Raw genomic sequence first — 26,702 nt, forward strand, 5'->3', positions numbered from 1 at the left:
TAACATCATGTAAATTGGATTATGTATGGACTGGAAGAAGTAAGGGAGATAGTTTACGGTGGGCGTTGGTAGCTCAGAGACTTATTTCATATGAATCTCCTTTCATTTTTTAATCTAATTAGTATTCTAGCAAAAATTCGTATAAATGTGTCATATAAAAATAATGTCTCAAAAAAATTTTTTTTATACTAAAACTTACAACACATAGGATAATTATATATTTTGCGTTTTTCATGAATTTTTCAACAATATTTCAGTTTTTTTCAGTTTTTTTGATAACAATTGAAAATATGAAAAAACTCACGATCCAAACGGGTAGTTCCCCCGATCGTGAGTGAAAATGAAAGATTTCCACGACTTATTTAAAGCACAGTCGCACGCTATATGTTCGCATATGAGTCATATCGCCTTCAACATCAAAAATGCCGCTCTCAATTAGACTGCGAAGACGGTATTGTAGGAAAATGTCGCCAATATATTGATCGCTCTCCCCTATAACCTCACCGATTAAACGTGCCGACTTGATAAATCCCTTATACTCTTGATAGAAATGCAAGCGTTTAGCAACTTCAATAATTATAGCGTCTAACTCATCGACAGTCGTATGAACGATCTGTTTATCCTTCCACATCCGTAAATGCTCACAACGTTCAGCTAGGCTCTCCCATTCAACGGCTAACTGCTCGCGTTGTTCCTTCGTTAACGTTGGTTCGCCACGGTATTGTTCCCAAATAGCTTTCAGCTTGTCCGGGCCGATTTCACCCACATGTCGAACATCGTAGCTGACATCCGGTGTGTTAAATAACGTAGGAAAGGCACGTGTCGCGTGTATAACGTGCACGTTGTTAGTCTGCTGACGCAGTAAATACAGGACAAGCCTTAGTCCGACCTGCTCATGCGCATTATCCCCACACCAGATGACTACTTCAATATGTTCTGGCAAGCGGCGTAGTCGCTGCGTTAGCTGCTGCCATGTACGCATCTCATACTGCACAACTTCGTCATCAGGCACATGACTCATGTTCGCATATAGCCATTCACAGCGCTGGCGAAGTCCTGTCATTTTATGTAGCTGCCAAATCGGGCCTACTTCCAAATGTTCCGGAGTTGTAAGCACTTGATCTTCATCCGTGTCTAGCATCGCTCGTAATGATCCTGCTGATGATAATCCGAAAGCAACATGAAGCCGTTTACAAACGGGTTGTGCAACATGTCCAATATGCCCAACATTACGATTGTTCGCTCGTTTCAGATAGGACTCCAACTGATCGAACAGCTTAACCATGTCTTGACTGAATTGTTCTGCTGTCTGCTTCTGTTCCTTCACGCTTGTTGTGCGTATCCATGCATTCAGTATGAAGGATCTCGCTGTGTCTTCGCTTATGCTAGATATGAGTTCTTTACGTTTTTCAATGTTGTCGCTCAATGATATCACCAGCCTTTTAGTCACATTACTAACATTGTAACATGAGATTTATCACATTTTTCCTTCATTATAAATATACACTCATATGCACGAAAAAATAAGGGAAAACGTTCGAATAAGGTATAATTAAAAAGGCGTATGCGTAATTATACACATACACCTTTTAACTAGCATTCATGGCAGCGCTCTGAACGCTGCTGATAAACGAAGTCGGCTGTCGCTAATCGACAACCCTATAAAATGCGTTCTCCCAGCAGGGAACCAATTAGCTCTACCGCTAACTTCGCTGTCTTGCCCTTAACGTCTAAGGTTGGATTTACCTCTACAAACTCGGCCGATGTGATGAGACCCGATTCATGCATCATCTCTAACGCAAAGTGAGCCTCCCGGTAACTGACACCGCCAGCAACGGCTGTTCCCGTTCCTGGAGCCTCTAGCGGATCTAGACTGTCAATGTCAAAGCTCAAATGAACACCGTCGGTTCCTTTTCCAACTATTTTAAGCGCTTCCATAACAACTCGCTCAATTCCCATGCGATCAATTTCGTGCATCGTAAAGCACGTGATGCCCTGCTCTCTAATAAAAGCTTTCTCCCCCTGATCAAGATCACGGCAACCGATTAATACAACATGCTCCGGTTTAATCCGTGGCCCGCTCCACTGTAGGTGTGGCCAGTTTAAACCAGCTATGCCTAACGCTACGGCAAGCGACATGCCATGCACATTGCCAGTTGGACTCGTGTCCTCCGTATTAAGATCAGAATGGGCATCAAACCAAATGACGCCAAGGTTGTCATAATGACGCACAAGTCCAGCCAGCGTTCCGATAGCGATACTATGATCTCCTCCGAGTACAAGCGGAAAATGGCCATGAGTTACGGCCCCATCCACATGGTCAGCCAATGCTGTGCTCATCTGTAATACGTCCTGTAAATGCTTTGCTTTTGGCTTGATGGCGAGATTTGTTCGACTAGGATGACAGTCACTTGTACGTGTAACAGGCATAATGGACTGTTCTTCACTTACTTCTAATCCTAGCTGTTCCAGTCGGTCCATTAAACCAGCGTGTACAATGCTGTCTGGCCCGAACTCTGCACCGGGGTTACCAGCACCAAGACCGAACGGAACACGAATGAGTGCCATTTTAGGCTGTTCGTGCTTGCTCAATGATGTTCACTCTCCCTTGATCGTAATAAGACGGATTGTGATGCTCCTCAGATGCTGTTCATGTTGAAATGTGGTGACAAAAACGTTCTTTCGTTGCTCGTACGAATTGACTATTGGATAATTAATACTGCCGTACGATTTCGTATTTTCCGCTCCTACAGGCTTATTGTCAAGGAATTAGATTGATTTTAAGCAATTAATATCCATGCATTCTCTATTTTTCTATACTTTTTCACAAAATGAATTTAACTTCGCGACTCGACTAGCACGGTTCGGATGCGCTCCAGCGCCCAATCCAGTTCGGCTTGCTCGATGACAAGCGGCGGCGCAAAGCGAATGACCGTATCATGTGTCTCTTTACACAACACGCCTTGATGCATAAGCGCTTCACAGTACGGTCGGGCGGCCTCTTTCAGCTCCAGCCCGAGAAAGAGGCCGCGGCCACGCACTTCGCGAATAACGGGGCTTGCCAGCTCCTCTAGCCTCTGCCGGAAATAAGTACCGAGCTGCTCCGAGCGCTCAGCTAACTGCTCGTCTTCGAGCACATCTAAAGCTGCAACTGCAACCGCGCAAGCAAGTGGGTTGCCGCCAAAGGTAGAGCCGTGCGACCCAGGTTCAAAGACGCCTAGCACATCTGCTTCAGCTGCCACGGCAGAAATGGGCATCACCCCTCCCCCGAGTGCCTTGCCCATCACGTACACATCGGGAACGACGTCTTCCCAGTCACAAGCGAACTTCCGTCCTGTACGTCCGAAGCCAGTCTGAATTTCGTCAGCTATAAATAACACATTGTGCTGTTTGCACAACTTGGAAGCAGCCTGTAAATAAGGTGTCGGCGGCATGATGATGCCATTTTCCCCTTGAATCGGTTCAACAAGAAACGCAGCCGTGTAAGGTGTGATCGCCTCGGCTAGCGCTTCGATGTCTCCGTAAGGAATAATAGTAAAACCTGGTGTGAAAGGGCCGAAACCTGACCGATATTCCTCGGTCGACGAAAATGAGGTTACGGTAATCGTCCGCCCGTGGAAGTTGCCTGCACACACGATAATTTGAGCCTGATCCGCAGCAATTCCTTTTCGCTGATAAGCCCAGCGTCGCGCCGCTTTGATAGCGGTTTCAACTGCTTCGGCACCCGTGTTCATCGGCAAGATCATCGTTTTCCCTGTATAGCTAGACAATTTTTCACACAACTGTGCCAATGGTTCATTATGAAACGCACGCGAAGTCAACGTAACTTGATCAGCCTGTTGTTTAAGCGCTTCAATAAGGCGTGGGTGTCTATGCCCATGATTAAGTGCCGAGTAAGCGCTTAACATATCCAAATAGCGCTGTCCCTCTGGATTTTCAACCCATACACCCTCCGCTCTTGAGATGACAACGGGGAGCGGATTATAGTTTCGTGCTCCATACACATCTGTCGCTTCGATGATTTGTGCTGATCGATTAATGGCACTCTCCTCCTTTTTACGTTCAAACCTACTAGTATTCACTATATTCCACTTTGAAAAGAAAGTTACCGCATATTCCATTGTATTCCTAACAAGCGCCGAACTTGACGATTATCTGCTTATATACAGCAAGAGCCGCTAGACGATCACTGTCTCTCTACGCCTTTTTTACTTGCATCTATGCAAAAAAAGATGACCAATGAAGGTACCACGAGGCACCCGCATCGATCATCTCTTATAATCTTTCCGCCATTAATGACTGTTTCCGAATTGAGCGAGGTGAAGTCGGCTATAATGCCCACCTGCGGCCACAAGCTCTTCATGCTTACCTTGTTCGGTTACGCCCTGTTCAGTGACCACAACGATTCGATCTGCGTTTTTAATCGTCGCTAATCGATGTGCGATTACGAGCGTTGTTCGGCCAACCGCCAGTTCAGCGAGCGATTGCTGGATGGCCGCTTCGGTTTCCGTATCAAGCGCAGACGTTGCTTCATCTAGAATAAGGATTGGCGGATTTTTAAGGAACATCCGCGCGATAGCAAGTCGCTGTTTCTGACCGCCTGACAGCTTCACGCCTCTTTCACCGACGACTGTATCTAATCCGTTCGGCTGTGCCTTTATAAACTCTTCCAAACGAGCACGGCGAGCCGCTTGCCAAATTTCTTGTTCAGATGCATTCAGCTTACCGTAGCTAATATTTTCACGGATCGTGCCCGCGAACAAGAACACATCTTGCTGCACGATACCGATCTGCTGCCGTAGCGAAGTTAATTTCAAATCGCGTATATCGATACCATCAATCGTAATGCTGCCTTCTTCCACTTCGTAGAATCGCGGCAACAAGCTACATAGTGTCGTCTTCCCTGCTCCTGAAGGCCCAACGAAGGCAATCGTTTCTCCTGCATGAATATCAAGATCGATATTGCGCAGTACTTTCGATGTTCCTTCATAGCCAAACGTTACACCACGGTAACGAATTTCACCCTCTAAATGATTCACTTCAATCGCATCATACGCGTCGGCAATATCAGGTGCTGTATCCATAATTTCAGTATAGCGCATAAATCCAGCAATCCCTTTTGGATAACTTTCAATGACGGCATTAATTTTTTCAATCGGTTTAAAAAAGACGTTCGTTAACAGCAAAAAGCTCACAAATTCACCATAGCTGAGCTTATCTTGAATAACAAACCATGTTCCTGCCACGAGTACAAACACCGTAACAAGTCGCATGAGCATGTAACTAATAGACAGGTTCAGACCAATTATTTTATACGCAAACAGCTTCGCTTGACGAAAACGTGAGTTGTTTACCTCAAATTGTGTTTGCTCATAGCTTTCGTTGGAGAAAGCTTGAACGACGCGCACGCCGCCTACTGCATCTTCAACACCAGCATTGAAATCGGCAATGCTGGAATACATTTGATGCACAGCCTTCGTCATTTTGCGGTTGCAAACGATCGCAAGCCAAATAATGAACGGAATAATAATGAACGTCAGCAGGGCAAGCTGCCAATTCATATAGAACATGATCATAAACGCACCCATCAGCGTCATAATCGCGATAAAGACGTCTTCAGGCCCGTGGTGCGCGACTTCCCCGATTTCGAATAAATCGGTCGTAATGCGTGACAATAGATGTCCGGTCTTATGATTATCGAAAAAGCGGAACGAGAGCTTTTGCATGTGGGCAAACAATTTACTTCGCATATCTGTCTCGATGTTAATGCCAAGCATATGACCCCAATAATTCACGACATAATGAAGACCTGTATTGATTATGTAGAGGACAAAAAGCCCGATACAAGCCCACACGATTAAGGACCAATCCCCACTGGGCAGCAGCTTATCAACAACGAGGTTAACCGCTACTGGGAAGCCAAGTTCAAGCAATGCGGCAAGTACAGCACAGCCGAAATCGATTAAAAACAGCTGCTTGTACGGTTTATAATACGAAAAAAAGCGACGAAGCAAAGTCAATCCCCCTATTCTATTTGTGTTATCTGTGAACAAAAAGTGACGGTATGGATTAGCAATTTCAATTAGAAACATAAGCTAGCAACCCGAATCTCAACTGAAGCTAACTATGTGAACCTCAACTGATAATGCTTCTCAATGCATGCACTAGCGTTCATTGTACGGCAAAAAAAGAAGTCTTTCAACAAAAAATGTCGAAAGACTTCTTTTTATATGAATAGATACGATTTTAATTAACGTCCAAACCAGTGCTTGTTGTTCCGAATCGTCTGCTTGTGAGCAGCGTCCCACGTTTTCGTGCTATACGAATAGTCATAGTTCATAATGCAGACGATACCGCTGCCTTGCGGATCATGACCGAGTCCATAGTTGTGAGAAATTTCGTGCTGGAACGCGTATGCGGTCGCTGAATCCCCTTGGTCAAGATTGACGCTGTATCCTGCTCCACGCGGCTTGCCATTGTAAACGAAAGCAATTCCGCCCGCATCAAAATTCGGATCTGCCGTGAAACCAACGACGAAATCGTACGGGTCGTTGCCGCTACCTGTTAAGTTGTATAACAGTGCTGCTGAATCAGCCCCATTCGAATTCCACAGCTTATAGGCAGAAGTCGTCAAATCAATATTATACTCACGGTTAAAAGGATCATCTGCTGCTTCAAGAATGGCAGCCGTTTTGTTTCTCCAGTTCGGATGCTTGGCCCGATACTCTTCATCAACGGCAATTAATACGCGTGCATTGCGCCAGCCGGTGGCAAGCGTAGCATTTGATTCTTCTTCACTTACAGTAGCCTCAATCTGATGCGTGCCCACGATGTTTCCTGTTTCATCAATAATAGAAGCCGCGACGTCACGTTCAATTTCAAAGCTGCCTAGTGTTTCATTCCATTTGCTCGGATCAGCCTTAGGTAAGACGTCAACGAGCAATTTGTTTCCATCTGCATCCTTAAAGTAAATTTGTGGTTGTTCATGATCATGACCGTGATCATCTCCATGAGCAGATACAGTAGGAAGTAGCAAAGCGAGTGACATAACAACAGACATCGTGACGGACAAACTTCTTTTCAACATAAAATCTCACTCCTTAAAATGGGATAGATTTGCACATGTTGAATTCGACATTGATGAAGGAAAACAGAAACACCTCCTACATATCGGTGGGCCGTAGCAGCTCTAGCTTGGCCTCACGCTTATTGTAGGAGGTGTTGTTCAAGATTGAACTACACGGTAAATTTCAGTACCATTTCTTGTAATTCCGTCATTTTTCGACTTAATTGAGCAGCAGTTGCGCTCATTTCTTCGACACTAGCAAGCTGCTCCTCGGCAGCTGCAGCAACACTTTGCGAGTGATGAGAAGCACCTTCTGCAAGGCTCGCCAAGTTATGAAGCGTTGCCGACACCTGCTCCGTTCCGGCAGACATTTCTTGTGCCGAGGCGGACATGTCTTGAATATGGTCAGCAACATGTTGGATCGACGTATGTAACGTCTGGAATCGCTCCCCAGCCGTATGGACAATAGCTGTTCCTGCCTCAACTTCACCTGCATTGATGTCCATCACTTCTGACAACTGTCGTGTCTGAAGGGCGACTGCCTGTAGCTGACTACCGATCTGCTCAGCCGCAGCTCCCGTTTGTTCCGCAAGCTTTCTAACTTCCTGCGCGACTACACCAAAACCTCTGCCGTGTTCACCGGCACGCGCTGCTTCTATAGAAGCATTGAGAGCGAGTAGATTCGTTTGGGCAGCAATTTGCCGAATCGACATCACGATCGCCTCGATTTGCTGCGACTGCTTTACCAATTGATTCGCTTGTTGCGACGACTCACGTGTCGACTGTTGAATCCGGTTCATTTGGGCAATGGTACGCTGAACAACTTCATTACCTTCCACCGCAGCGCTAGACGCCACTGCACTCATGTCAGATACCGTTAACGCTGATTCCGAAACGCGCTGAATCCCAATCGCAACTTCTTCCACAGCTACCTTGCTCTCTTCCGTACTTGCCAACTGCGTTGTTGAACTCGCAGCCACTTCCTCAATCGCGCTAGCTACATGCTGAGCGGATGCGGCGCTCTGTTCAGCATTCATATCCATGTGGCGAGCCGCTGATGTAACTTGATCTGCTGTTTCTTTTATATTTCCAATGAGCCCACGAATGTCCTGAACCATTTGATTAATGCTCTTAGCCAACTGACCGATTTCATCTTGAGATTGAATCGGAATGGCAACGGTTAAGTCGCCTTGTGCCGCCGTCATCGTCAACGCTGAAAGCTGCTTCAACGGCCGGATTGTCCGACGAATCAACCATACTAAAATCGTAATAAACACGATTCCCATCCCGACGCCAACTCCGATTGTCTTCCAAAAGATCGCAGTCAAATCATTATCAATTTGGGTATAATTAAAATCGACCGCAAACACTGCTACAACTTTGTCATTGTCGTCAAGAATCGGCGTCATCGTCGTTACCCATTTCCCACCTAAATCTTCGTAGACATCGCTAATCGCTCTGCCTTCCTGCTTCATGACAGCTTCTGCCTCCATCCACTTCGTGGGCAGAACATACAACTCCCCAGGCTTAACGCCGCTATCTTCAATAAATGCATCGTTTGCGAGCAAAAGTCGCTTATAGGTGTTTCCATTTTGCTCCGTAGATTGTGGGGAAAGCAAATAGCTATTACTAATAAAATCGTCACGCACCATTTGATTAATGTTTTCGACCAGCCATACAGTTGCTTGATCTTGCATGTATGCAGACAGCGAAAGCTTATTCAATCTTTGCTCCGCGTTAACGATACTGTCATATTCAATTTCAATCTGGTTCATAAGTGACCGATGGATTTCATTTAATTCATCATAATAAATACCCCGCTCCGCCGAGTATGAGTATAGGGTAAGAATAGCGGTTAGCAAAATTATAAGTGTAGACAGTATGATGGCCGATTTGACAACTATACTTCTAGAGACACGTTGTAGCATAAAAGCTCCTCCTTCATGGTTCTTAAATAACATGTAGTTAAGTAATAAGTAATAATTAATAAGTTGTAGTATTAGATAGCAATAGTTAAATCAAGACGGTTTGTAAATGGTCTGTTATGTATTAATATATCGTCATTTTTCGACAAAAATTACATGCCGAAAAAATGACAAAGCCGATGTCAGTCGCCTACGACCACTAACATCGGCCTATATATTTTATATGAAATTCGCAGAAGCACAAGGTGCTAGCGTCCTAGTTCCTCATTCCTCGTTCGTACTCACTTAAACCGGTACCCCTTCTATGATCGATACAAACGTGGACGTATGCACGATGTTGTTTAAGCGGAACCCTGCTTGCTCTAATAAGTACGTATACTCAGCTTGTGTTCGTTCTTGACCTGACGTCATCGCTAACATCTCTAAGTCAAACAAGTTGCTAAAATGTTTATTTTTCCCGTCAGGAATGATCGTTTCAAGCAACAGCAGCTTGCCGTCAGCGCGAATGCTTGCACGGCAATGTTTGAGAATTCGAATGGATTCTTCTGCCGTCCAATCATGAATAATATGTTTTAACACCAGCGCATCGCCGGACGGCACCGATTCAAAGAAACTGCCACTTACACATGCACATCTATCCGCTAAGCCCACCTTTTGCATATGTACAGTGGTCTGCTCTATAACGGCTGCTTGATCAAACACAATGCCGTTCGCCTGTTCATAATGGCGCAGCAACTGCTCCATGAGAAGACCGTGACCACCACCAATATCTACAATCGTATCAAATGGCGAAAAATCATACGCTTGCAGAACCGACGGGATGACATGCTGCGAAAGCCCTATCATGCCAGACTGAAACGTTTGTTCATGTTCAGGATGATCGGCTAAATACGGAAAAAGAAGTTTGCCGTTTGCACATTCAAACGGTTTTTTTCCCGTATGTAAGCTATCTAAAATATGATCCCATGCACCTTTACGATAAGGCGTTCCATATAAAAGCGCGTAACCACGAATCGAATCTGGCGTGTCCGAGCGTAAAAAGGAGCCTAGAGGCCCTAACTCAAATCGTTTATCGCCCAGCTCTACAAAAATATCCTCACAGCACAGAAAGCGCAGCAATCGATATAAGGTCGGTTCATCTGTTTGCGTGAGGGTAGCAAGCTCATGACAGCTACGTGGTCCGTCTGCAAGCAAATCAGGGATTTGCAGTTGGGTAACAGCAATGATTGAGCGAGGTACAATATCGCTAAGTATTTTTCGTAATAACGTTTCGGCAGCATCAGTCTTATCGGTTACAATCGTGGACATGTACAGCACCTCCAAAATGTGGGTGCCGAGCATTTTGCTTACCTGGTTGCGAAGTCTTCTGTTTGTTCATTAGCAAACTGTTCGACCCACCTGTATATTTCGCCGTAAGCATGAATATCCCTGTTTCTTCAATTCATTCGGAGCAAGCAAATGAAAAAGGCACAGTCAAATGAACGCAGTCTATTTTCTCCATGAAAATAGTTGCGTTTATTTTGATCTGCACCTTATTTTAGCGCAAACGAATGCAAGGGATCGTTATGATAGCGATTTCAGGAAACCATATTCGAGCGCAGCGTTGCTGGATTGAAGCTGTTTAAGCAGCTCTTCTTTTCCGATCTCATGGTGTGGAAAATAGTTTTCGATACCACCTTTAAATACGTGTTCAGGATCGGTCAGACGGATCGTAGCTCGTGTTACATGTTCCATAATATGAATAACGATAGCACCTATGCTCTTGTCATTGAGATGCTCTTGCTCTTGATGCCAAATCATTTCTTGCGCCAAGCTTTCCAGACACATTTGAAATTTCAGCAAATAATGATGAACCATACGATGCTTAGCTACAGTGAGAAAATAAGAACATGCGTGCATCCGTTCCCTCCCACTCTGCTCGTTCGGAATAACTATCAATCTTGAGTTACTTTATTTGTTGTAGAATTGCGCTTGAAAAATAGTTGACCCTCTCATTATGAGCCATTAATCGGGCGAAGTACTCATAATCAATGGTGGGCCATGTAAAGCCGACTTGTCGTAAAGCGGCTAGCGTAAAAGCGCAATCATATTGGATATGCTCCATCTCTGCGACATCATCGTTCAAATCACTTTCAATCTCAAACGCCAAATCATCTTGCAAAGCATGCAACAACAATAGCATCTCCTCAGATAGTTCACTATGGTTCATTAAATCGTGAATATACGAATAAAATTGTTCGTCAGATGTAATTTGAATCGTATATCCGAGTTGCTGTAAAAATTGTATCAACTTCTCTTGCCTAATAAAATAGGGATTCGTAATGTGATAAGTGTGACCAATAAAATCTTGATGGCTAATAAGTTTAATAATCGCTTGACTACAGCAGTCTATCGGGGTTAGCTCTACCTCTTGCGGTAAACTCGAATGGGGTGTCTTTTGCAGCACGATAATGGCTTTCATACTATTATAATATCGGTTTGAATCAATATTCGATTGAAATACACCGTCTGAATAACGGCCTACTAAATGACCGATGCGATAAACGGAACTAAGTAGCCCTTGTTTGCGCGCTTCAAATACTAGCTTTTCCGCTTCAAATTTGCTATACGAGTATACTTCGCCATAAAAATCCTGACCTCGATCAAAATCAAATTCCGTATATATACCGCCGATATCCCCTGAAACACTCAACGTTGACATATGATGCAGTCTCTTAGACTTTCCTGCTAGGCAAAAAGAGATGACATGAGCCGTACCTGCTATATTTATTTTTTCAAAATGAGCTTTTAGACCAAAATGGCGCACATCCGCCGCACTGTGGATAACGGTATCCACCAGCCCACACAATTGTTCATATTGAGCAGGGAGCATACCCAGCTTTACTTCAGCAACATTGCCAGCGACCAAGACCAGCCTATCATTCAACAACTCTGAGAACGACTCTTTCACGTTAGCAAAATAAAAATCCCACAATTTCGCCATCCGTTCGGCTATTTCTTGTTCATTTTTGCCGCGCACAAGACAATACACCTTAGCCTCCGTCGACACCATTAAATCATACAAGAGATGAATGCCCAAAAAGCCAGTTCCCCCAGTTAACAGCACATGCTGCATCGTTTGCGAGGTGAGTGAAAATCGGGTGGGATCTGGACGCATTTCTGAACGCATTTCTGAACGCAATCCACCCTCAGTACAATCGTTTTGATGATTCATCATGTTATCCCTTCCTTCTTTACAAATGAGTATGGGCGATTAGTCCGCCACTTTACTTGCCAAACATATCGCCAAATACTATAGGACATGTCTTATATATTTTGTGTTTATTAAATAATAAACAACGATTGCGGTTTGACTTCCACCAAGTCATTTGTTATAAATGGATTAATTAATTAATCCATTTAATTTTGCAACATATTAGCGTCATCGTAAGGTGGAGATTACTTATGAGTCCCGTTCTTTCCCGTCCCGATTATTATTTAGTTGTACTGAATCAAATGAACCAAGAGGAGCTAACATGTGCGCAAGGCAGTCTGGAATGGGAACTGCGAGAATTATTATGTCTGTTAGCACATTCTGTTCAAACGAAGCAGACTTTACATGCAGACATGGTTCAGCGTATAAATCATGCCTTTCAGACGTATCACGCTGTTCAACTGAAATTAAGGGTTAACGTGCCGGAGCATGTTCATCAGGAAACTACAAGCAATAAAGCTGGAACACCTAGACAACGGTTATGTCTTCATACTGAATTTGTAGATCCGCCTGACAAGCTACGTCGCGTATATATGGAAGCGATGATAAGTTTGCTTGAGGCGATGGAACAAGAACCGTTTGAATTACAAACGTGCGCACAATGTCAACACTGGTTCATCCCTTACCAGCGTGCACAAGTGGCTAAGTTCTGTCAGGAGAAGTGTCGCAATCGGTATCATTACTTACAAAAAAAACACGCCTTAATTCGGGAGGAAGTACGATGATGATTTTAAAATCCGACCAAGAGATTCAAATTATGCGAGCAGCGGGTCGTATTGTCGCTGAATGCCATGCCATGCTCGCAGAGCAAATTAAGCCAGGCGTAACGACACTAGCTCTCGATCAAATGGTCGAGAAGCACATCCGCTCAAGTGGAGCGTTACCTAGTTTTAAAGGACATCACGGCTTTACGGCTTCCATTTGTGTAGCGAAAAACGACGTGATTTGCCACGGATTTCCGGATACCAATCCGCTACTTGAAGGAGACGTCGTTACGATTGACCTCGGAGCGTTGTATAACGGTTATCACGGCGATTCCGGCTGGACTTATGCCGTAGGCCGCGTTGCTCCCGAAATCGAGCAGCTGATGGAGGTGTGCCATCAAAGCCTGCTGTTAGGAATTGAACAGGCAGTTGTCGGCAACCGTGTCGGAGATATCGGGTTTGCCATCGATACCTATGCCGAGCGCTTTGGCTACGGCAATGTAAGGCAATTTACAGGACACGGCCTCGGTCAACAACTGTGGGAGGAACCAGCTGTTCCCCACTACGGCAAGCAAGGAAGCGGGCCTCGATTGAAAAAAGGCTTAGCGCTTGCTATTGAGCCGATGTTTACACTTGGTGGCTGGCAAGCTTATGTGGAAGAGGACGGCTGGACCGCGCGTACGGTAGATCACTCTATTTGCGTCCAATATGAGCATACGATTGCCATCACGGACAATGGCCCAGAAATACTAACCAAGCTTTAATGTACGAATGTCCGAATTTATGTAGAGCGATATGTCACAAATGTACGGGCTATGCCGTTATACATACGCAGTACATTTGCGATGAGGAGGATTTAACATGGAAACAAGAATGAATATGGAGCGTGTGAATCCAAAAGGCTATGCGGCGATGCTAGAGCTTGAAAAATATTCAGCTTCGACTAGTCTCGATAAATCAATGAAGGAATTGATCAAAATTCGCGCTTCGCAAATAAACGGTTGTGCCTTTTGTATTGATATGCACACCAAGGATGCGCGCAAGCATGGCGAAACCGAGCAGCGCATTTATGCGCTCAACGCATGGCGTGAAGTGCCGTTCTTCTCACCCGAAGAACGGGCCGTGCTCGCCTTGACAGAAGCGGTTACCCTCGTCACGCAAGGGCATGTGCCCGATGACGTTTACAACGAGGCACGCCGTTACTTCGACGAAACGACGACCGCTGAAATCATTATGGCGATCGTCACGATCAACGCGTGGAATCGCATTGCGATTGCAACGCGAAAAATGCCCGCCCAAGACTAAGGGCAAGCATCTTCGCGAGCGCTAAATACACGTAACAAGCCTGGAAAGCTCACGCTGCTTCAAGCTGCTCAGACTGATCCGTTCAGCTTTGACAGCTTAGACAGCTTCGATCAGATCGGTGAGCCTACTCCAGGCTTGTTGCATATCGCCCTATTTGTTATCCAACCCCATAAATCATACATGCAACCTATGTTTGGGCTATATGGTCAATCAGTTGGACGTATTTCTCATATTTGACTTGCCAAATATCGCGTCTGGACTGAATGCCCCTGCCATCCAACAGGGCTTCAATGGCGTCCAGACATACATCCCATCCGGCAATATCTTTTGGCGTATGGCTTGTTAGCTTCGTTATTTTTTCGAGGAGTACTAACCGACACCCCGCCTGCTCGACTGCATCGCCTGTAAGTTCAAACCTAACTTGGTCTTCCCCCCACGTAAATTCGAGTACGGAATACGGTGTACAGGCCTTAATCTCCATTACTTCAAACGTTCCATCCTGCATATCGAACTTGATAGAACCGCCCTCACGCAAGTCGTCGATTTGAAGCTCAGAGAACCATTGCTTTAACTTATCGTTTTCCGTCAGCCATGACCATACCTCTTCAACAGAATGCTGCAAATGACGCTCGAAACGCGCAAGATAACCGTGTTCGACTTGTTGGATGCTAGCTAACATATGTCAATCCTCCTTAAAAAGAAACCCTCGTCTTATACAGACTCGGGTTCTCGACAAATGGGCATCTACTTTTATCATTATCCTTACATTTTACGCGTATACACGGTGGATTGCGGTGGTTGCTGCTCTTTCGGTTGTTCTTTCAATTGTTGGTTCGATTGTTGATTCGGTCGCTCGGTCGGTTGTGGCTTCTTCTTTCTCGAAAGTGCGATACACGCCGCAACAATGAGCACGCCCCCGAGCACCGTAATCCCATCTGGCGTTTCGGACCAGAACATAAACCCCCACGTCGCATTAAACAAGATGCCGATGTAGCGAACAACTTCAACGACGATTGCATTTTCATGGGTAAACGCTTTGGTAAGAAAAATTTGCCCAATCAATGACACGACCCCGATACTGCCAAGCAGCACCCATTCGTACAAAGATGGCATAACAAATTGGTTCCACATGAACGGAATGGATACGACCGTAGCCGTAGCCAAAAAGTAAAAGACGATCTCGTAGGCGTGATGCCTTTGGCTTAAATAGCGAATCGAAGTTGCTGCCCCAGCAGCGAATAGCGCACTAAGCACACCGACGAATGCATAGATCGAGTAGGTCGAATAGTTGAACGGCTTGACGAGCAATATCGCGCCCACAAAAGCGAGCACCAGCAGCCAAATCGTCTGCTTAGATAGCTTCTCTTTCAGGAATAGCGTTGCAACGACGATAACAAATACAGGCGATAAATGGGCTAAAATGCTCGCATCGGTCAACGGTATTTTTGATATCGTATAAAAATATGCAATTAAGTAGAGGGCTCCGAGTACGCCGCGCAACGCTAGCATCGGGATACCTTTTTTAGAAAACTCCACTTGTTGCATCCTCATCATGGCGAAAATGAGTACCGTACCTATAATACTTCTAAAAAACGCAACCTCGGATGACGGGATCGTTGCACTTACTTCTTTGACTAACGCGTTCATAATACTGAAAATAAGGGATGAGCATATTGCCAAATAAACGCCGTTTTTCATAGGTTGTTCTCCATTCACTCATTTAAATAACTTCACTTACTTCAACTTTACTTCACTTAACTCACTTCACTTCTTTCCCTTATTTCACTAAAAATCGCCTCCACCTCAAGCGCTGTCGTATCCGTAAACATTTCTGCTGCCACAGCCGCTTCACCTTTTTCCGCAATAAAGGCGTTCAAATGTTGCTCGAACAACTCGATTAGCGCCAACGTCTGCGGCATCGGCAGCTTCAGCTTCGTAGCTAAGCCATAAATGAGCTTCAGCTTTTTATAATCTTCAAACGGGATGCGTGGAATGACCCACTTTCCAACCTCATCTGTATAAATCGGCTTATAAGGAACCGCCGAGAAATCAAAATATTTCCCCTTTTCATCCGGTGTTGAAAAGGGATCAATCAAAATCGAAGCGTATCGAATGTATAGCAAGTATTCCTGCTTCACCGGCTCTAACTCCATAAAAGTCTCGATGTCTGTTCGCGACAGCGTCAGTTCATGTACCGGATAATTGTCATCGTTTAAAAATTTCAATAAATTCAGCGGCTCGGCCCCAAAATACGAAGTAAAAGCGGACACTTCTTTCCATAACTGCACCATCGTTCTAATCGCATGCTGGGTAATGGGGCCTTCTGGGTACAATTTGTACATGCTTTTTAATGAACGATCCTGACTTAAAATGTTTTGCAACGAAAATGTATTAATAAAAAAAGGAGGATGCACATAGGTGGTAATGTTTCTACTTTCAGCCTCGATTGGATGACGGACAACCGTAGAGTCGATGCCCAAACCTTCAATAAAAGATTGCACGGCTTGTATCGCCGAGCATGGTTCCTTGCTGGAAGCCAAATATATTCGCTTCTTGATTGCTTTCGTATAGACGGATAGTAGACTTGAACTACTTGATTCAAATTTCGTTGCCGCCATATAGTTGGACAAACTAATGACCGCGATACGGTTTTTCGCTTGTTGTAGCTGACTTTGGACGAGCAAATTAGAACCGATACTTGGCGAAATGAGTACGATCGTCTTCACTTGTTGCAAACGGTCGATTTGTAAAGCATTCATAACTGCGAAATAGCTATCGCTTGGGGTGCACAAAATAATCGTCTGCCACTTATCATCAATCTGTTCGAAACCTTGATAGAAATGAGTTAAGCGAGCTGTACCAGACAGATGACTCCGCTGCTCTCCTTGCACGTTAGAGGTTACGGTATATTGATGTTGCTCCAACTCGCTCGCTAACCTTGCGGTGTGCGGCCCTTTGCGATTGACCAACCCTAATTGGTCACACCAACCGCGTGCAGCATGCACAGCAACGAATATGGCAGCAGGGCCTGCCCCAACGATCAGCGTATTTCCGAACGACTTTTCGAACAAATTTCCAAACGAACTTTCAAACGAATTTTCAAATGACTTGTCGAATGAAATCATACGATTACAGTCCTTTCGTCGCGCTTGCTACGCGTTGTGATCGGGACAAAATAAGAGTATCGTAAATGCCCTTGTTTGGGCGGTTATTCATTTGCAGCTGCGCCCATTCAGCAGACAGTTCATTTTCCAACGGGTAATTAAAAATGGACTTCAAGCCATTTCCATATCGCAAAATGATTTTCGCATTCGGGTTCACGAGTTCCTTTAGATCATGTAGCACTTCAAGCTTGTTCTTGACGAGCGAGGCAATAATAATATGGGTTGCTTCTTTAATAAAAGCAAGCTCTTGCACACGCTTGTCCGAAAATTGTACGTTCGTGTCCAACCCCGACGCTTTTGCTAGCTGTTTGGCCATATGTACAGCTTCCACATCGATGTCTAAGCCCATCACCTCGGCACCAATCTCTTTCGCAATCGTCAGTGCTGAAATCGGAAAAGCTCCCGCTCCAATGAACAGCACTTTGGACGTATGATCGATAGAAACAACGTTCAGTTCCGCTCTTACAGATGTCGAAAGTCGATTCATATAATCACTAATATCCAGCTCATTATTGAAGGAACAGTGGGATTGATATTTTTCCATATCGCAAAGTGCCGCGACAGATGCCTCTCGCAAGCTCTCACAGTATGACTTAATCTCGGTGTCATCGCCCCAAATATCCCACTGTGCAATGTTGTCGTCCCGATTCATAAACTCGCACAAATAGTCCAACTTGATTTTAAGCAATGGAAAGCATTCACGGGATGACTTGGCATAAATGTTCAATTCTTTAATTTCGACTTCGAGCAGTTTCAAAGAAAGTAAAAATTCATATTTGTTTTTCATTGGAATCCCTCCGCTTCACATGTACAACTATTTATTTTGAGTAATGTCAGGTTAGGAAATTCAACAGTCAAGAGACTCTAGCTGACAACAGCAACGAGCTGTCGCGTATATTCATGTCGCTCCGGACTGAACAGTTCAGCACTCGCAAATTGGTCGACGATCTGCCCGTCCTTCATGACGATGATGCGATCACTCATCATTTGTACCGCCGCAATATCGTGTGAAATAAACAAATAGGCCATCCCAAGCTTCGTTTGCATCTTTTTAAGCAGTTGCAACATTTGAGCCTGCACCGAGACGTCTAGGCTTGATGTCGGCTCGTCGCAAATAAGCAGCCTTGGCATTAGGCTAATCCCTCTCGCAATTGCGACACGCTGCCGTTGCCCTCCGCTTAGCTCATGCGGATAGCGCTCCAAATGCGCAGACTCCAGCCCAACTAGGGACAGCAATTCTGATGCCGTGTCCGTACGGGAATGGCGGACATGCTGCAAAAATGGCGGTTTTACTTGTGGAAAATTGTCCAAGGGCTCCATGACGGAGTCCAACACCCGTAGCTTCGGGTTCAACGACGCATTCGGATCTTGGAATACGGCCTGCACGTGTTGCCGTGATTCGCGCAAGGTGCGATCTTTCATGTGGAACAGGGACATACCGTTCAAATAGACGGCTCCGTCGTCTGGACGCTCTAGCGCGAGCAGCAGTCGTGCGAGCGTACTTTTGCCGCTGCCGCTCTCCCCCACGACTCCTACACATTCCCCTTCGATGATTCTCAGTGAAACATCCCGCACCGCCAACACGTTTCTACCCGCTTCGGCGTAGGTCTTGTTTACTCGCTCGACGATAAGCAAATCCGTAGCATTGCTCGCAGCTTGCTCCATCTCGCTTGCCATTGCTTCCGACTCACTTGCCACGGCTGCTGACTCGCTTGCCACCGCTGCCGACTCGCTTGCCACCGCTGCCGACTCGCTTGCCATTGCTGTCGACTCGTAGGGCTTGGCCGCTTCCACATCATCATTTTGAGCTGCGCTCATACGAGCTTGTGCAAGTAGCGGTTTTGCTTGCAGTAGCATCTGTGTATACGGATGCGCGGCCTCATGGCAGATCTTACGGGCAGCACCGCTCTCCACGATACGCCCGTCACGCACGACCGCAATTGAATCCGCGCGATTCCTCACATGCCGCAGATCGTGAGAAATAAGCAGCACCGCGCAACCCGTTTGCCGCTGCAACTGGGCGATCAAATCAAGCACGAGTTCGCCTGTTAGTACGTCCAGCGCCGTAGTAGGCTCATCGGCAATAAGGAGTGCCGGCTCAAGCATCATCGCCGCGGCCAACGCTGCCCGCTGCCGCTGGCCCCCACTAAGCTGAAACGGATAGCTGTTAAATGTGCGCTCCGCCGACAACCCCACATGCTTCAGCCATTCCAGCGCATAAGCTTTCGCCTCCTTTGAAGTTAGCTTCTGATGACTTCGAAGTGTTTCCACAAGCTGTGTTCCGAGCTGCATAAATGGGGTGAAACTACCCTGATAATCTTGGAACACACACCCGATTTGGCTCCCGAGAAGCTTACGCTTCCTTTTTTCCGGCCACAGCCATACATTTTCACCTTGAAACAACATCTCCCCTTCCCCAACTCGTAGCGCCTTAGGTAGCAAACCGAGCACCGCATTCGCAATTACGCTTTTTCCGCTGCCGCTCTCACCAACAAGGGCTACCGTTTCGCCAGGATGGATAGCAAGACTGACATCATGGATCAATGTCCGGCGCTGCTGACGTTTCTCGACATACACGCTCAATTGCTCCACCCGCAGCAGCGCTTCGGAATCAGGGGCTCGAACGAACAATTGCCCCTCATCATTGAGGTTCTGCTTCATTTCTGCATCATCGCGTTCTAGCATGGATTGCCTCATCGTCTCTCCTCCTCTCAAAGTCGTTATTTAGGTGTGCCACGGACGTCCAACGTATCCCGAAGCCCATCGCTAATCAGATTGCATGAAATGACGACTAACATAATAGCTAATCCCGGATAAATCATAAGCTCTGGAACAGTTTGAAAATAGGGACGGCCGTCGTTCAGCATCGCTCCCCATTCTGGCATTGGCGGCTGTGCACCAAGACCTAAATAAGATAACAGGGAGACGAGCATGATCGTTTTGCCAATGTCCAGCGCAGCAAGCACGATGACAGGCGATATAATTTGCGGCAACAAATGCCGCCACAATATGGTCCATGTGCCGCATCCCGCCACACGAGCCGCTGACACATATTCCTTCACCCGCTCAGACAACACAATGCTACGTACAACACGCGTATAGCCGATCCATTTTACAAGCACGATCGCTAAGACCAAATTCGTGACACTTGGACCTAAAAAACCAGAAATCGCAATTGCGATAATAAACTCAGGTAATGCACTAACCCCGTCAATGAGTCTCATTAATACCGTGTCTAGACGACCGCCTACATAGCCTGACAACAATCCTAACGGTATGCCAATGACCGTAACGGTGACGATAATAAGCGCCGAAATACCTAATGTAACTTCAGCTCCGGCAACGAGTCGGGAAAAAATGCATCTTCCCAAATGATCGGTGCCAAGCGGATATTGCATACTGCTCGCTTGCAGACGCTCGGACATTTGTACGGTTAACGGATCATTCGGCACCGCATAAGGACCAACAAGCGTAAGGAGTACGATTACCGTCATTAAGCTCATACCTAGCATCGTAATCGGGCTGCGCCGGACACTATGCCACATGCTACCGTGCTTGGGCCGTTGATCCGGCAACGAAGAAATGTTTAATCTCATTTACATTTCCTCCTTGTTATAACGAATGCGAGGATCTAACAAGCTGTAGCCTAAATCGACCATTAAGTTCACGATGACAACAAATACACCCGACAGCAGCACATACCCTTGAATAACAGGATAATCCCGCTGAACGATAGCTTCTATTGCCATGCTGCCTAGTCCTGGCATGGAAAATAACGTTTCCACAACGACTGCACCTGCCAGTAAGTTGCCTAGACTCATGCCGAATACCGTAATGACCGGCAGCAGCGCAGCCCGCAGTGCGTGCAGCGTGACAATGCGCCATTCCGCAACACCTCTTGCTCGTGCTGCATTGACATATTGCTGTGTCAAACTTTCCAGCAATCCCGCGCGAATTAGGCGAGCGTACACCGCCGCCATGCTAAAACCTAACGTAACCGATGGCAAAATAAGGTGCCGCATACTGCCGCTGCCCATCGTTGGCAACCAGTTTAATTTAAATGCGAACCAATAAATAAGAATAAGACCGAGCCAAAAACTTGGCATAGAAGCACCGATTAAGGCGAATAAGCGACTCACATGATCAGGCCAGCGGCCAGCATACTTGGCGGCTAGCAAACCGAGCGGCAACGCAAGGATAACCATGACGAGCATGCCGCCAACTGTCAGTTCCAGCGTAATAGGCAGCCGGTGCATCATCTCATCCCAGACAGGCTTCCCGCTCATTAGCGATTGTCCGAGATTGAGCTGAAGCAGCCCCCACATCCAGCGGCCATACTGCTCATAAAGCGGCAGGTCAAATCCCAATTCTTGACGAAGCGCGCTTTCGTCAGCTGCTGTCATCGCTACTTCATCAAACTTAAGAATTGCCAGTACCGGATTGCCTGGTGCCAGCTTCATTAATGTAAACGTGAGCAAGGATAGTAATAGAAGCACACATACGAGTTGATAAAGACGTACTCTAACGAGCCGTAACATTCGATCTCACATCCATCTTGTTCGTAATGAAGTAATATTCATCCGCCCCCGGCTTCCAATTTATAACCCGCTTATTTACACCAACGAGTATATTCGGATACACCGCGTAGGAATGCGGTATTTCTTCATTAATGATTTGTACAGCCTCTTGAGACAAACGTATTCGCTCGTCGGCATCTTTTTGTTGATTGAGTTGCTTAAGCACAGCTTCTAATGGGTCGATATGAATTTGAGCGGGATTAAGCGCTCCTCCATTCATAAAAGCGGAATTGAGAAAGTATCCGCCATCACCGCGTGGCGCAGACAAATTACTATAAGTAACAAGATCCCAGTCCTCATTTTCACGCATATACGTATCGGGATTTTCCACCATCTTTAGCTCAATGGAAATACCAATCTTCGCCGCTTCCGCCTGTAACAGTTGCCCGATTAACGGCAGTTCAGGACGAACTTTATACGTAATGAGCCGCAACTTGAGCGGTTTCCCGTCCTTGGTCAGCTTCCCGTCTGTTCCTTTTGTATAACCTGCTTGCAGGAGAAGTTCTTCTGCTTTCTGATGATTGAACTCGCGGTGAGGCACCTTGCTGCCAAATGGCAAACTTGAATGGAATGGCCCGTTGGCAGGAGCAGCATGTCCGAGCATAATCTGCTCGGCAATTGTCGTGCGATCGATTAAATGGTCAAGTGCTCTTCTTACGTTAACGTCACCGATATGCGGACGCTGCAAATGATACATCAAGAAGTGCACCCGTAAGCCTGGAACAGATTCTACTGTCAGTTCGCGATCCTCATCTACAACAGTCAGCGATTCTGCTGGGAGATGGTACACAATATCGGCTTCCTTCGCTTGCAGGGCTAATGTTCTGACGTTGGCATCATCATTAAATTTAAACGATACTTCATCCAGCTTAGCCACACCGTCCCAGTATTGGTCATATCGTTTGAGCTGCACTTCACTGTCCGGCGTAAACTGGCTTACTTGGAACGGCCCTGTTCCAATTGGAGCACGATTAAACTGCTCCGCGCCCATTTTTTGCTCAGCTACCGTATTGACAATTGCTGTCACGGGATTAACGAGTTCAGAAGGAAGCGCCGGATGTGGAGTCTTCGTAACAATCGTTAATTGCTGCTCATTTGCATCCATTTTCTCGATATTCAACGCTTTCGTAACCGACTTACTCTCTTTACTAGCTCGCTCCAATGACGCTTTAACGGCTGACGCATCCAGTTTAGTTCCATCATGGAACTGTACATCTGTACGAATCGTAAATGTCCATGTCCGATCATCAATCGCTTTCCAATCCGTTGCTAGCCATGGACTTAATTGCACGTTCTCGTCCAGACGTACCAACGTTTCGACGGCACCTGCTCGCAACGCTACCCAGTTATGATGAGGATTTAACGTATCAAACGTTAAGTTGTAAATGAGCGTTACCTTTTTATTCGACTGACTGGCTTGTTCGCTACCGCCGCACGCCGTCACTGCAAGTCCCAAGCTGAGTAGCGTTAACATCGCCACTCCCATTCCCATAAATCCTCTCCTCTTTAAGCCTCTAATGATTCGCATAAGATGTTCATCATCCTTCCATATCGATTCAGATTCCGATTTAAGATGCTAAACGCCGTGTAAGCCGAGTTATACATTGTTGTTATCATCTTAATTCAAAACCCTTATTATGGAATGACTCTTTCGGGCTACAGCGGTGAAGAAATGTTGCTTATATCTAACATTTTATGACTTCACATCCAATTTGTTAGTGATGATATAGTACTCCTCACTAGTTGGACGCCAATTGATGATACGGTTATTAACCCCAACAATGATGTTCGGATAAACGGCATATGAATGTAGAGTCTCTTCCTTAATGATGGAAACCGCCTCCGCAGTCAACTGCATGCGCCGCTTTATGTCACTGGTTGCATTTAATTGCTTCACCTCAGCTATAAGCTTTTCACTATGAATGCTAGCTGCGTTTAAGGCCCCTTCAGGCATTAAAGCTGCATTTAAAAAATACCCCCCATCGCCGCGTGGTGCCGACAAGTTACTGTATGTGGCTACATCCCACGTCTTGTTTTCCCGCAAATACGTATCTACTTGCTCCACCGTCTGAACGTGAATCGTAACTCCCGCCTTCGCTGCATCCGATTGCAGCAATTGCGCGATGAGCGGAAGCTCTGGCCGTCCTTTATAGGTGACTAGTTCTAGCGTCAACGGGACGCCATCTTTCGTAAGCCGCCCGTCTGACTCCTCTTTATACCCAACTTCCTGCAACAATCGCTTCGCTTCAGCGATATTCAGCTGCCGTACTGCATCTATGCTGGCAAAAGGTAGTTTCGTATTAAATGGACCGTTAGCAGGCTTTGCATGTCCAAGCATGATTTCTTGCGCTATGCTTTCACGGTCTAGCAGCAAGTCGATTGCTTTTCTTGCCTTTACATGTTGGAGAAGTGGATTTTGGTTATTGTATAGCAAAAAATGAACTCTAAGGCTTTCCACGGAATGGACGCTAAGCTGGTCATCTTGTTGCACGGACTCTACCATTTCAGCTGGAATATAGTATGCAATGTCGGCTTCTTTGGCTTGGAGAGCTAACGATCTTACATTGCCGTCCTCATTGAATTTAAAGACGACTTCATTCAGCTTTGCTTGGCCATCCCAGTATTCGTCGTAACGCTCTAGCAATATTTCAATGTTCGGCGCAAATTGCTTGACTTTAAACGGACCTGTCCCAACTGGGGCATGGTTGAATGCTGCTGTGCCCATTTTCCGTTCGGCCTCGACATTAATAATGGCGGCATAGGGGCTTACTAGCTCTGAAGGAAGCGATGGATGGGGCTCTGAGTTGACGATGGTCAACTGTTGTCCCTTGGCTTCCATAGTTGCTATCTTTAACGTATTTGCCAGTGATTTGCTAGCCGCAATCCCGCGTTCAAAGGACGCTTTGACAGCTGTCGCATCCAACTTCGTCCCATCTTGGAACGTAACTCCATCGCGAATCGTGAATATCCACGTACGATCATTTTTTGCCGTCCATGTTTGTGCAAGCCATGGTGTTACCTCCAGCTTCTCGTTTAAGCGCACAAGTGTTTCAACTACGCCTGCTCGCAATGGAATGGCGCTATTGTGTGGGTCAAGCAGCCCTGTTTTGAAATTGTAAACGAGCGTCACACGCTTAGGTTTCTCGCCGCCAACACCATCCTGTGTGCGGGTCTTCGTCTCGCTACTTCCTGCCTCTGATGCTGGTCTACTGCATCCGTGCAATACCATAGCCGCGCAGAGCAATAATAGGCTTAAGATTACAATTCTTCGTACCTTCTGATGAATTGATGATGGAATCAAAATAAGAACACCCTCCTAATACGTAATTATTACGAACTTAATCCGAAAAAATCGAGCAGCAAAAATGCGGCTCTATGTAATAGTAATCATTACTATTAAACAGATATTAACAACATTCCTTCTTAGTTGTCAATACGAGCCTTATTTTTATTTTTGTGAACGTGTGTGGGTAATCCGTTTAGGTGAGCGCTGTAGTATTCGTAAGTTTGATCTAAACGCGGTGTGGGATAATCGTGAAATGGCGTGCTGTAGGTTACATCTGAAGGGCATAACATGGTATTGTTCTTCAAAAGTTGCTAAACATTTAACTACCACCCATTTTATACCACACTAAAAGTTTTGTACAGAGGAAACTTTTTTTGCTCGAGTAAAATTTTATAACAAATAAAACCTTTTTATCCTTTTGAAAGGGTTACGATGCGCACACGCAAAAGAGCCCCCACTGCCTTTGAGCATGGGGGGTGGCTCATCATTTAAGTAACAATGATGAATGCGCTATTGGCAAGTACACGTACAGGAAACAAGCGATCATAAATATGGGATGTAGATGACCTTTTTTTGTAGTAGCTTCTCTTGTAATCTTTTATTAAATCGTAGGCTTGTCTGGATTAGGTATGAATGATAATGAACTTGTATACATTCTCCTTCGCATTTTTATAGAAATATTTATAAATATTGACATTTTTGATAAAGCTCTGTTTGTTAAGACGAGGATTTCTCTTCATTGAGAAAACGGCAAGCAGCTTCGCACTTATCGGTTGGTAGTCAGTTGATCTAATTATGTCCTAACCGTTGATGGTTAGCTGATTCACTATGCCTCCTCTCCTAATGGTCGCCACAGTTGTTATTGCAGCGAATACGAACCCAGTCCAAATTTAACGGTTATGAGGGCGCTTATTACGATGAAAACAGCTGGATTTTGAATGAATTCGACAAATAAGCTCACCTATAACCGTTAGAAATCAAAACGAAGTAAATCTGACGATATAGTCACTGTGGCAACCGTTAAGAACTAACTTTGCTTTCTCGATTATTTTTATGGCATTTGCTCTGAACGCCAACTGGAATACGATATTCAAACCCATCTAGCTTACCGCTAGTTCTTAGGGCTAGGACTGCAAAACATGAAAGAAGATATGAACGAGCTTCATGCAACAGTAGAGGAAGATCGGAAGGGAAACGAAAAAAGCGCTAAAAACGAGTGAGGAAGCGATTCGGTTTTGAAGTCGAAGCAGTAGCCTTGGATTCTGGTTATTTGACTACACCTATCTGTAAAGGGCTACAAAGCCGAGGGATTTTTGCTGTGATTGCGCACCGTAGATTCCACCCTGTGCAGGGATTAGTTCCAAAGTGGACATTTTCGTATGATGCCGAGCAAAATGTTTACGTCTGTCCAGTTAAGCAACG

21 protein-coding genes are annotated in these 26,702 nt (G+C 45.6%); 3 read left to right on the forward strand and 18 right to left on the reverse strand.

Translation table 11 applies throughout. The features are described from left to right. Window positions 1-358: 358 nt before the first annotated feature. From KIK04_RS00015 to KIK04_RS00055, 9 genes are all read right to left on the reverse strand, one after another. Complete coding sequence (locus tag KIK04_RS00015; RefSeq protein ID WP_232276323.1) at window positions 359-1,426, reverse strand: DUF1835 domain-containing protein; 1,068 nt, start codon at window positions 1,424-1,426, stop codon at window positions 359-361. A gap of 233 nt (window positions 1,427-1,659) precedes the next feature. After that, window positions 1,660-2,568 carry an arginase gene (gene rocF, locus KIK04_RS00020; protein ID WP_232278884.1) on the reverse strand — a complete coding sequence of 303 codons (909 nt, stop codon included), beginning with the start codon at window positions 2,566-2,568 and terminating at the stop codon, window positions 1,660-1,662. A gap of 269 nt (window positions 2,569-2,837) precedes the next feature. After that, the gene (locus KIK04_RS00025; RefSeq protein WP_232278885.1) at window positions 2,838-4,040 is read right to left on the reverse strand and encodes an ornithine--oxo-acid transaminase; all 1,203 of its coding nucleotides are present in this window, start codon (window positions 4,038-4,040) and stop codon (window positions 2,838-2,840) included. Between the two features lie 252 nt (window positions 4,041-4,292). Then, a complete protein-coding gene (locus tag KIK04_RS00030) occupies window positions 4,293-6,014 on the reverse strand; it encodes an ABC transporter ATP-binding protein (RefSeq protein ID WP_232276324.1) in 1,722 nt (573 codons plus the stop codon). 236 nt (window positions 6,015-6,250) lie between these two features. After that, window positions 6,251-7,087, reverse strand: a complete 837-nt coding sequence (locus KIK04_RS00035; protein WP_232276325.1) for a zinc-dependent metalloprotease — start codon at window positions 7,085-7,087, stop codon at window positions 6,251-6,253. Between the two features lie 149 nt (window positions 7,088-7,236). Beyond that, window positions 7,237-8,994, reverse strand: a complete 1,758-nt coding sequence (locus KIK04_RS00040) for a methyl-accepting chemotaxis protein (RefSeq protein ID WP_232276326.1) — start codon at window positions 8,992-8,994, stop codon at window positions 7,237-7,239. Between the two features lie 282 nt (window positions 8,995-9,276). Next, complete coding sequence (locus tag KIK04_RS00045; RefSeq protein WP_232276327.1) at window positions 9,277-10,299, reverse strand: methyltransferase; 1,023 nt, start codon at window positions 10,297-10,299, stop codon at window positions 9,277-9,279. A gap of 255 nt (window positions 10,300-10,554) precedes the next feature. After that, window positions 10,555-10,890: a hypothetical protein gene (locus KIK04_RS00050; RefSeq protein ID WP_232276328.1), complete on the reverse strand. Its 336-nt coding sequence runs from the start codon at window positions 10,888-10,890 to the stop codon at window positions 10,555-10,557. 46 nt (window positions 10,891-10,936) lie between these two features. Continuing rightward, window positions 10,937-12,208 carry an SDR family oxidoreductase gene (locus KIK04_RS00055; protein WP_232276329.1) on the reverse strand — a complete coding sequence of 424 codons (1,272 nt, stop codon included), beginning with the start codon at window positions 12,206-12,208 and terminating at the stop codon, window positions 10,937-10,939. 227 nt (window positions 12,209-12,435) lie between these two features. On the opposite strand from KIK04_RS00055, the gene KIK04_RS00060 reads away from it, so the two are divergent. From KIK04_RS00060 to KIK04_RS00070, 3 genes are all read left to right on the forward strand, one after another. Continuing rightward, complete coding sequence (locus KIK04_RS00060; protein ID WP_232276330.1) at window positions 12,436-12,969, forward strand: hypothetical protein; 534 nt, start codon at window positions 12,436-12,438, stop codon at window positions 12,967-12,969. Next, complete coding sequence (gene map, locus KIK04_RS00065; RefSeq protein ID WP_232276331.1) at window positions 12,966-13,712, forward strand: type I methionyl aminopeptidase; 747 nt, start codon at window positions 12,966-12,968, stop codon at window positions 13,710-13,712. The genes KIK04_RS00060 and map overlap by 4 nt, the downstream gene beginning before the upstream one ends. A gap of 97 nt (window positions 13,713-13,809) precedes the next feature. Continuing rightward, the gene (locus KIK04_RS00070; RefSeq protein WP_232276332.1) at window positions 13,810-14,253 is read left to right on the forward strand and encodes a carboxymuconolactone decarboxylase family protein; all 444 of its coding nucleotides are present in this window, start codon (window positions 13,810-13,812) and stop codon (window positions 14,251-14,253) included. A 187-nt stretch (window positions 14,254-14,440) separates the two neighbouring features. Here the strand turns inward: KIK04_RS00070 and KIK04_RS00075 are convergent, their stop codons facing one another. The 9 genes from KIK04_RS00075 to nikA (KIK04_RS00115) all read right to left on the reverse strand — a co-directional run bounded on the left by KIK04_RS00075 (window position 14,441) and on the right by nikA (KIK04_RS00115) (window position 25,295). Beyond that, window positions 14,441-14,932, reverse strand: coding sequence for an SRPBCC family protein (locus KIK04_RS00075; protein ID WP_232276333.1), 492 nt, complete (start codon window positions 14,930-14,932; stop codon window positions 14,441-14,443). Between the two features lie 83 nt (window positions 14,933-15,015). Then, window positions 15,016-15,951, reverse strand: coding sequence for a DMT family transporter (locus KIK04_RS00080; RefSeq protein WP_269670982.1), 936 nt, complete (start codon window positions 15,949-15,951; stop codon window positions 15,016-15,018). 56 nt (window positions 15,952-16,007) lie between these two features. Continuing rightward, entirely contained in the window at window positions 16,008-17,378 is a 1,371-nt protein-coding gene (locus KIK04_RS00085; RefSeq protein WP_232276334.1) for an opine metallophore biosynthesis dehydrogenase, read from the reverse strand. A 4-nt stretch (window positions 17,379-17,382) separates the two neighbouring features. Further along, on the reverse strand, window positions 17,383-18,204 hold the full coding sequence (locus tag KIK04_RS00090; protein ID WP_232276335.1) for a nicotianamine synthase family protein: 822 nt from the start codon (window positions 18,202-18,204) through the stop codon (window positions 17,383-17,385). A 77-nt stretch (window positions 18,205-18,281) separates the two neighbouring features. Further along, window positions 18,282-20,114, reverse strand: coding sequence for a dipeptide ABC transporter ATP-binding protein (locus KIK04_RS00095; RefSeq protein WP_232276336.1), 1,833 nt, complete (start codon window positions 20,112-20,114; stop codon window positions 18,282-18,284). A 23-nt stretch (window positions 20,115-20,137) separates the two neighbouring features. Further along, on the reverse strand, window positions 20,138-20,962 hold the full coding sequence (gene nikC, locus KIK04_RS00100) for a nickel transporter permease (protein ID WP_232278886.1): 825 nt from the start codon (window positions 20,960-20,962) through the stop codon (window positions 20,138-20,140). 51 nt (window positions 20,963-21,013) lie between these two features. Beyond that, entirely contained in the window at window positions 21,014-21,955 is a 942-nt protein-coding gene (nikB, locus tag KIK04_RS00105; RefSeq protein WP_232276337.1) for a nickel ABC transporter permease, read from the reverse strand. Continuing rightward, the gene (gene nikA, locus KIK04_RS00110; RefSeq protein WP_232276338.1) at window positions 21,939-23,486 is read right to left on the reverse strand and encodes a nickel ABC transporter substrate-binding protein; all 1,548 of its coding nucleotides are present in this window, start codon (window positions 23,484-23,486) and stop codon (window positions 21,939-21,941) included. The genes nikB and nikA (KIK04_RS00110) overlap by 17 nt, the downstream gene beginning before the upstream one ends. Window positions 23,487-23,687: 201 nt before the next feature. Beyond that, window positions 23,688-25,295, reverse strand: a complete 1,608-nt coding sequence (nikA, locus tag KIK04_RS00115) for a nickel ABC transporter substrate-binding protein (RefSeq protein WP_232276339.1) — start codon at window positions 25,293-25,295, stop codon at window positions 23,688-23,690. Window positions 25,296-26,702 lie beyond the last annotated feature (1,407 nt).

This window comes from Paenibacillus sp. 481 (genome assembly GCF_021223605.1).
Classification (GTDB): Bacteria; Bacillota; Bacilli; order Paenibacillales; family Paenibacillaceae; genus Paenibacillus_B.

Bases quoted from the DNA above. Each gene is read 5' to 3' on its own strand.
- KIK04_RS00090 (WP_232276335.1), bottom strand. From the start codon at position 18,204: ATGAAAAACAAATATGAATTTTTACTTTCTTTGAAACTGCTCGAAGTC.
- KIK04_RS00070 (WP_232276332.1), top strand. From the start codon at position 13,810: ATGGAAACAAGAATGAATATGGAGCGTGTGAATCCAAAAGGCTATGCG.
- map (WP_232276331.1), top strand. From the start codon at position 12,966: ATGATGATTTTAAAATCCGACCAAGAGATTCAAATTATGCGAGCAGCG.
- rocF (WP_232278884.1), bottom strand. From the start codon at position 2,568: ATGGCACTCATTCGTGTTCCGTTCGGTCTTGGTGCTGGTAACCCCGGT.
- KIK04_RS00055 (WP_232276329.1), bottom strand. From the start codon at position 12,208: ATGATGAATCATCAAAACGATTGTACTGAGGGTGGATTGCGTTCAGAA.
- KIK04_RS00045 (WP_232276327.1), bottom strand. From the start codon at position 10,299: ATGTCCACGATTGTAACCGATAAGACTGATGCTGCCGAAACGTTATTA.
- KIK04_RS00040 (WP_232276326.1), bottom strand. From the start codon at position 8,994: ATGCTACAACGTGTCTCTAGAAGTATAGTTGTCAAATCGGCCATCATA.
- nikB (WP_232276337.1), bottom strand. From the start codon at position 21,955: ATGTTACGGCTCGTTAGAGTACGTCTTTATCAACTCGTATGTGTGCTT.
- nikA (WP_232276338.1), bottom strand. From the start codon at position 23,486: ATGGGAATGGGAGTGGCGATGTTAACGCTACTCAGCTTGGGACTTGCA.
- KIK04_RS00060 (WP_232276330.1), top strand. From the start codon at position 12,436: ATGAGTCCCGTTCTTTCCCGTCCCGATTATTATTTAGTTGTACTGAAT.
- KIK04_RS00095 (WP_232276336.1), bottom strand. From the start codon at position 20,114: ATGAGGCAATCCATGCTAGAACGCGATGATGCAGAAATGAAGCAGAAC.
- KIK04_RS00035 (WP_232276325.1), bottom strand. From the start codon at position 7,087: ATGTTGAAAAGAAGTTTGTCCGTCACGATGTCTGTTGTTATGTCACTC.
- KIK04_RS00075 (WP_232276333.1), bottom strand. From the start codon at position 14,932: ATGTTAGCTAGCATCCAACAAGTCGAACACGGTTATCTTGCGCGTTTC.
- KIK04_RS00050 (WP_232276328.1), bottom strand. From the start codon at position 10,890: ATGCACGCATGTTCTTATTTTCTCACTGTAGCTAAGCATCGTATGGTT.
- nikC (WP_232278886.1), bottom strand. From the start codon at position 20,962: ATGTGGCATAGTGTCCGGCGCAGCCCGATTACGATGCTAGGTATGAGC.
- KIK04_RS00085 (WP_232276334.1), bottom strand. From the start codon at position 17,378: ATGATTTCATTCGACAAGTCATTTGAAAATTCGTTTGAAAGTTCGTTT.
- KIK04_RS00080 (WP_269670982.1), bottom strand. From the start codon at position 15,951: ATGAAAAACGGCGTTTATTTGGCAATATGCTCATCCCTTATTTTCAGT.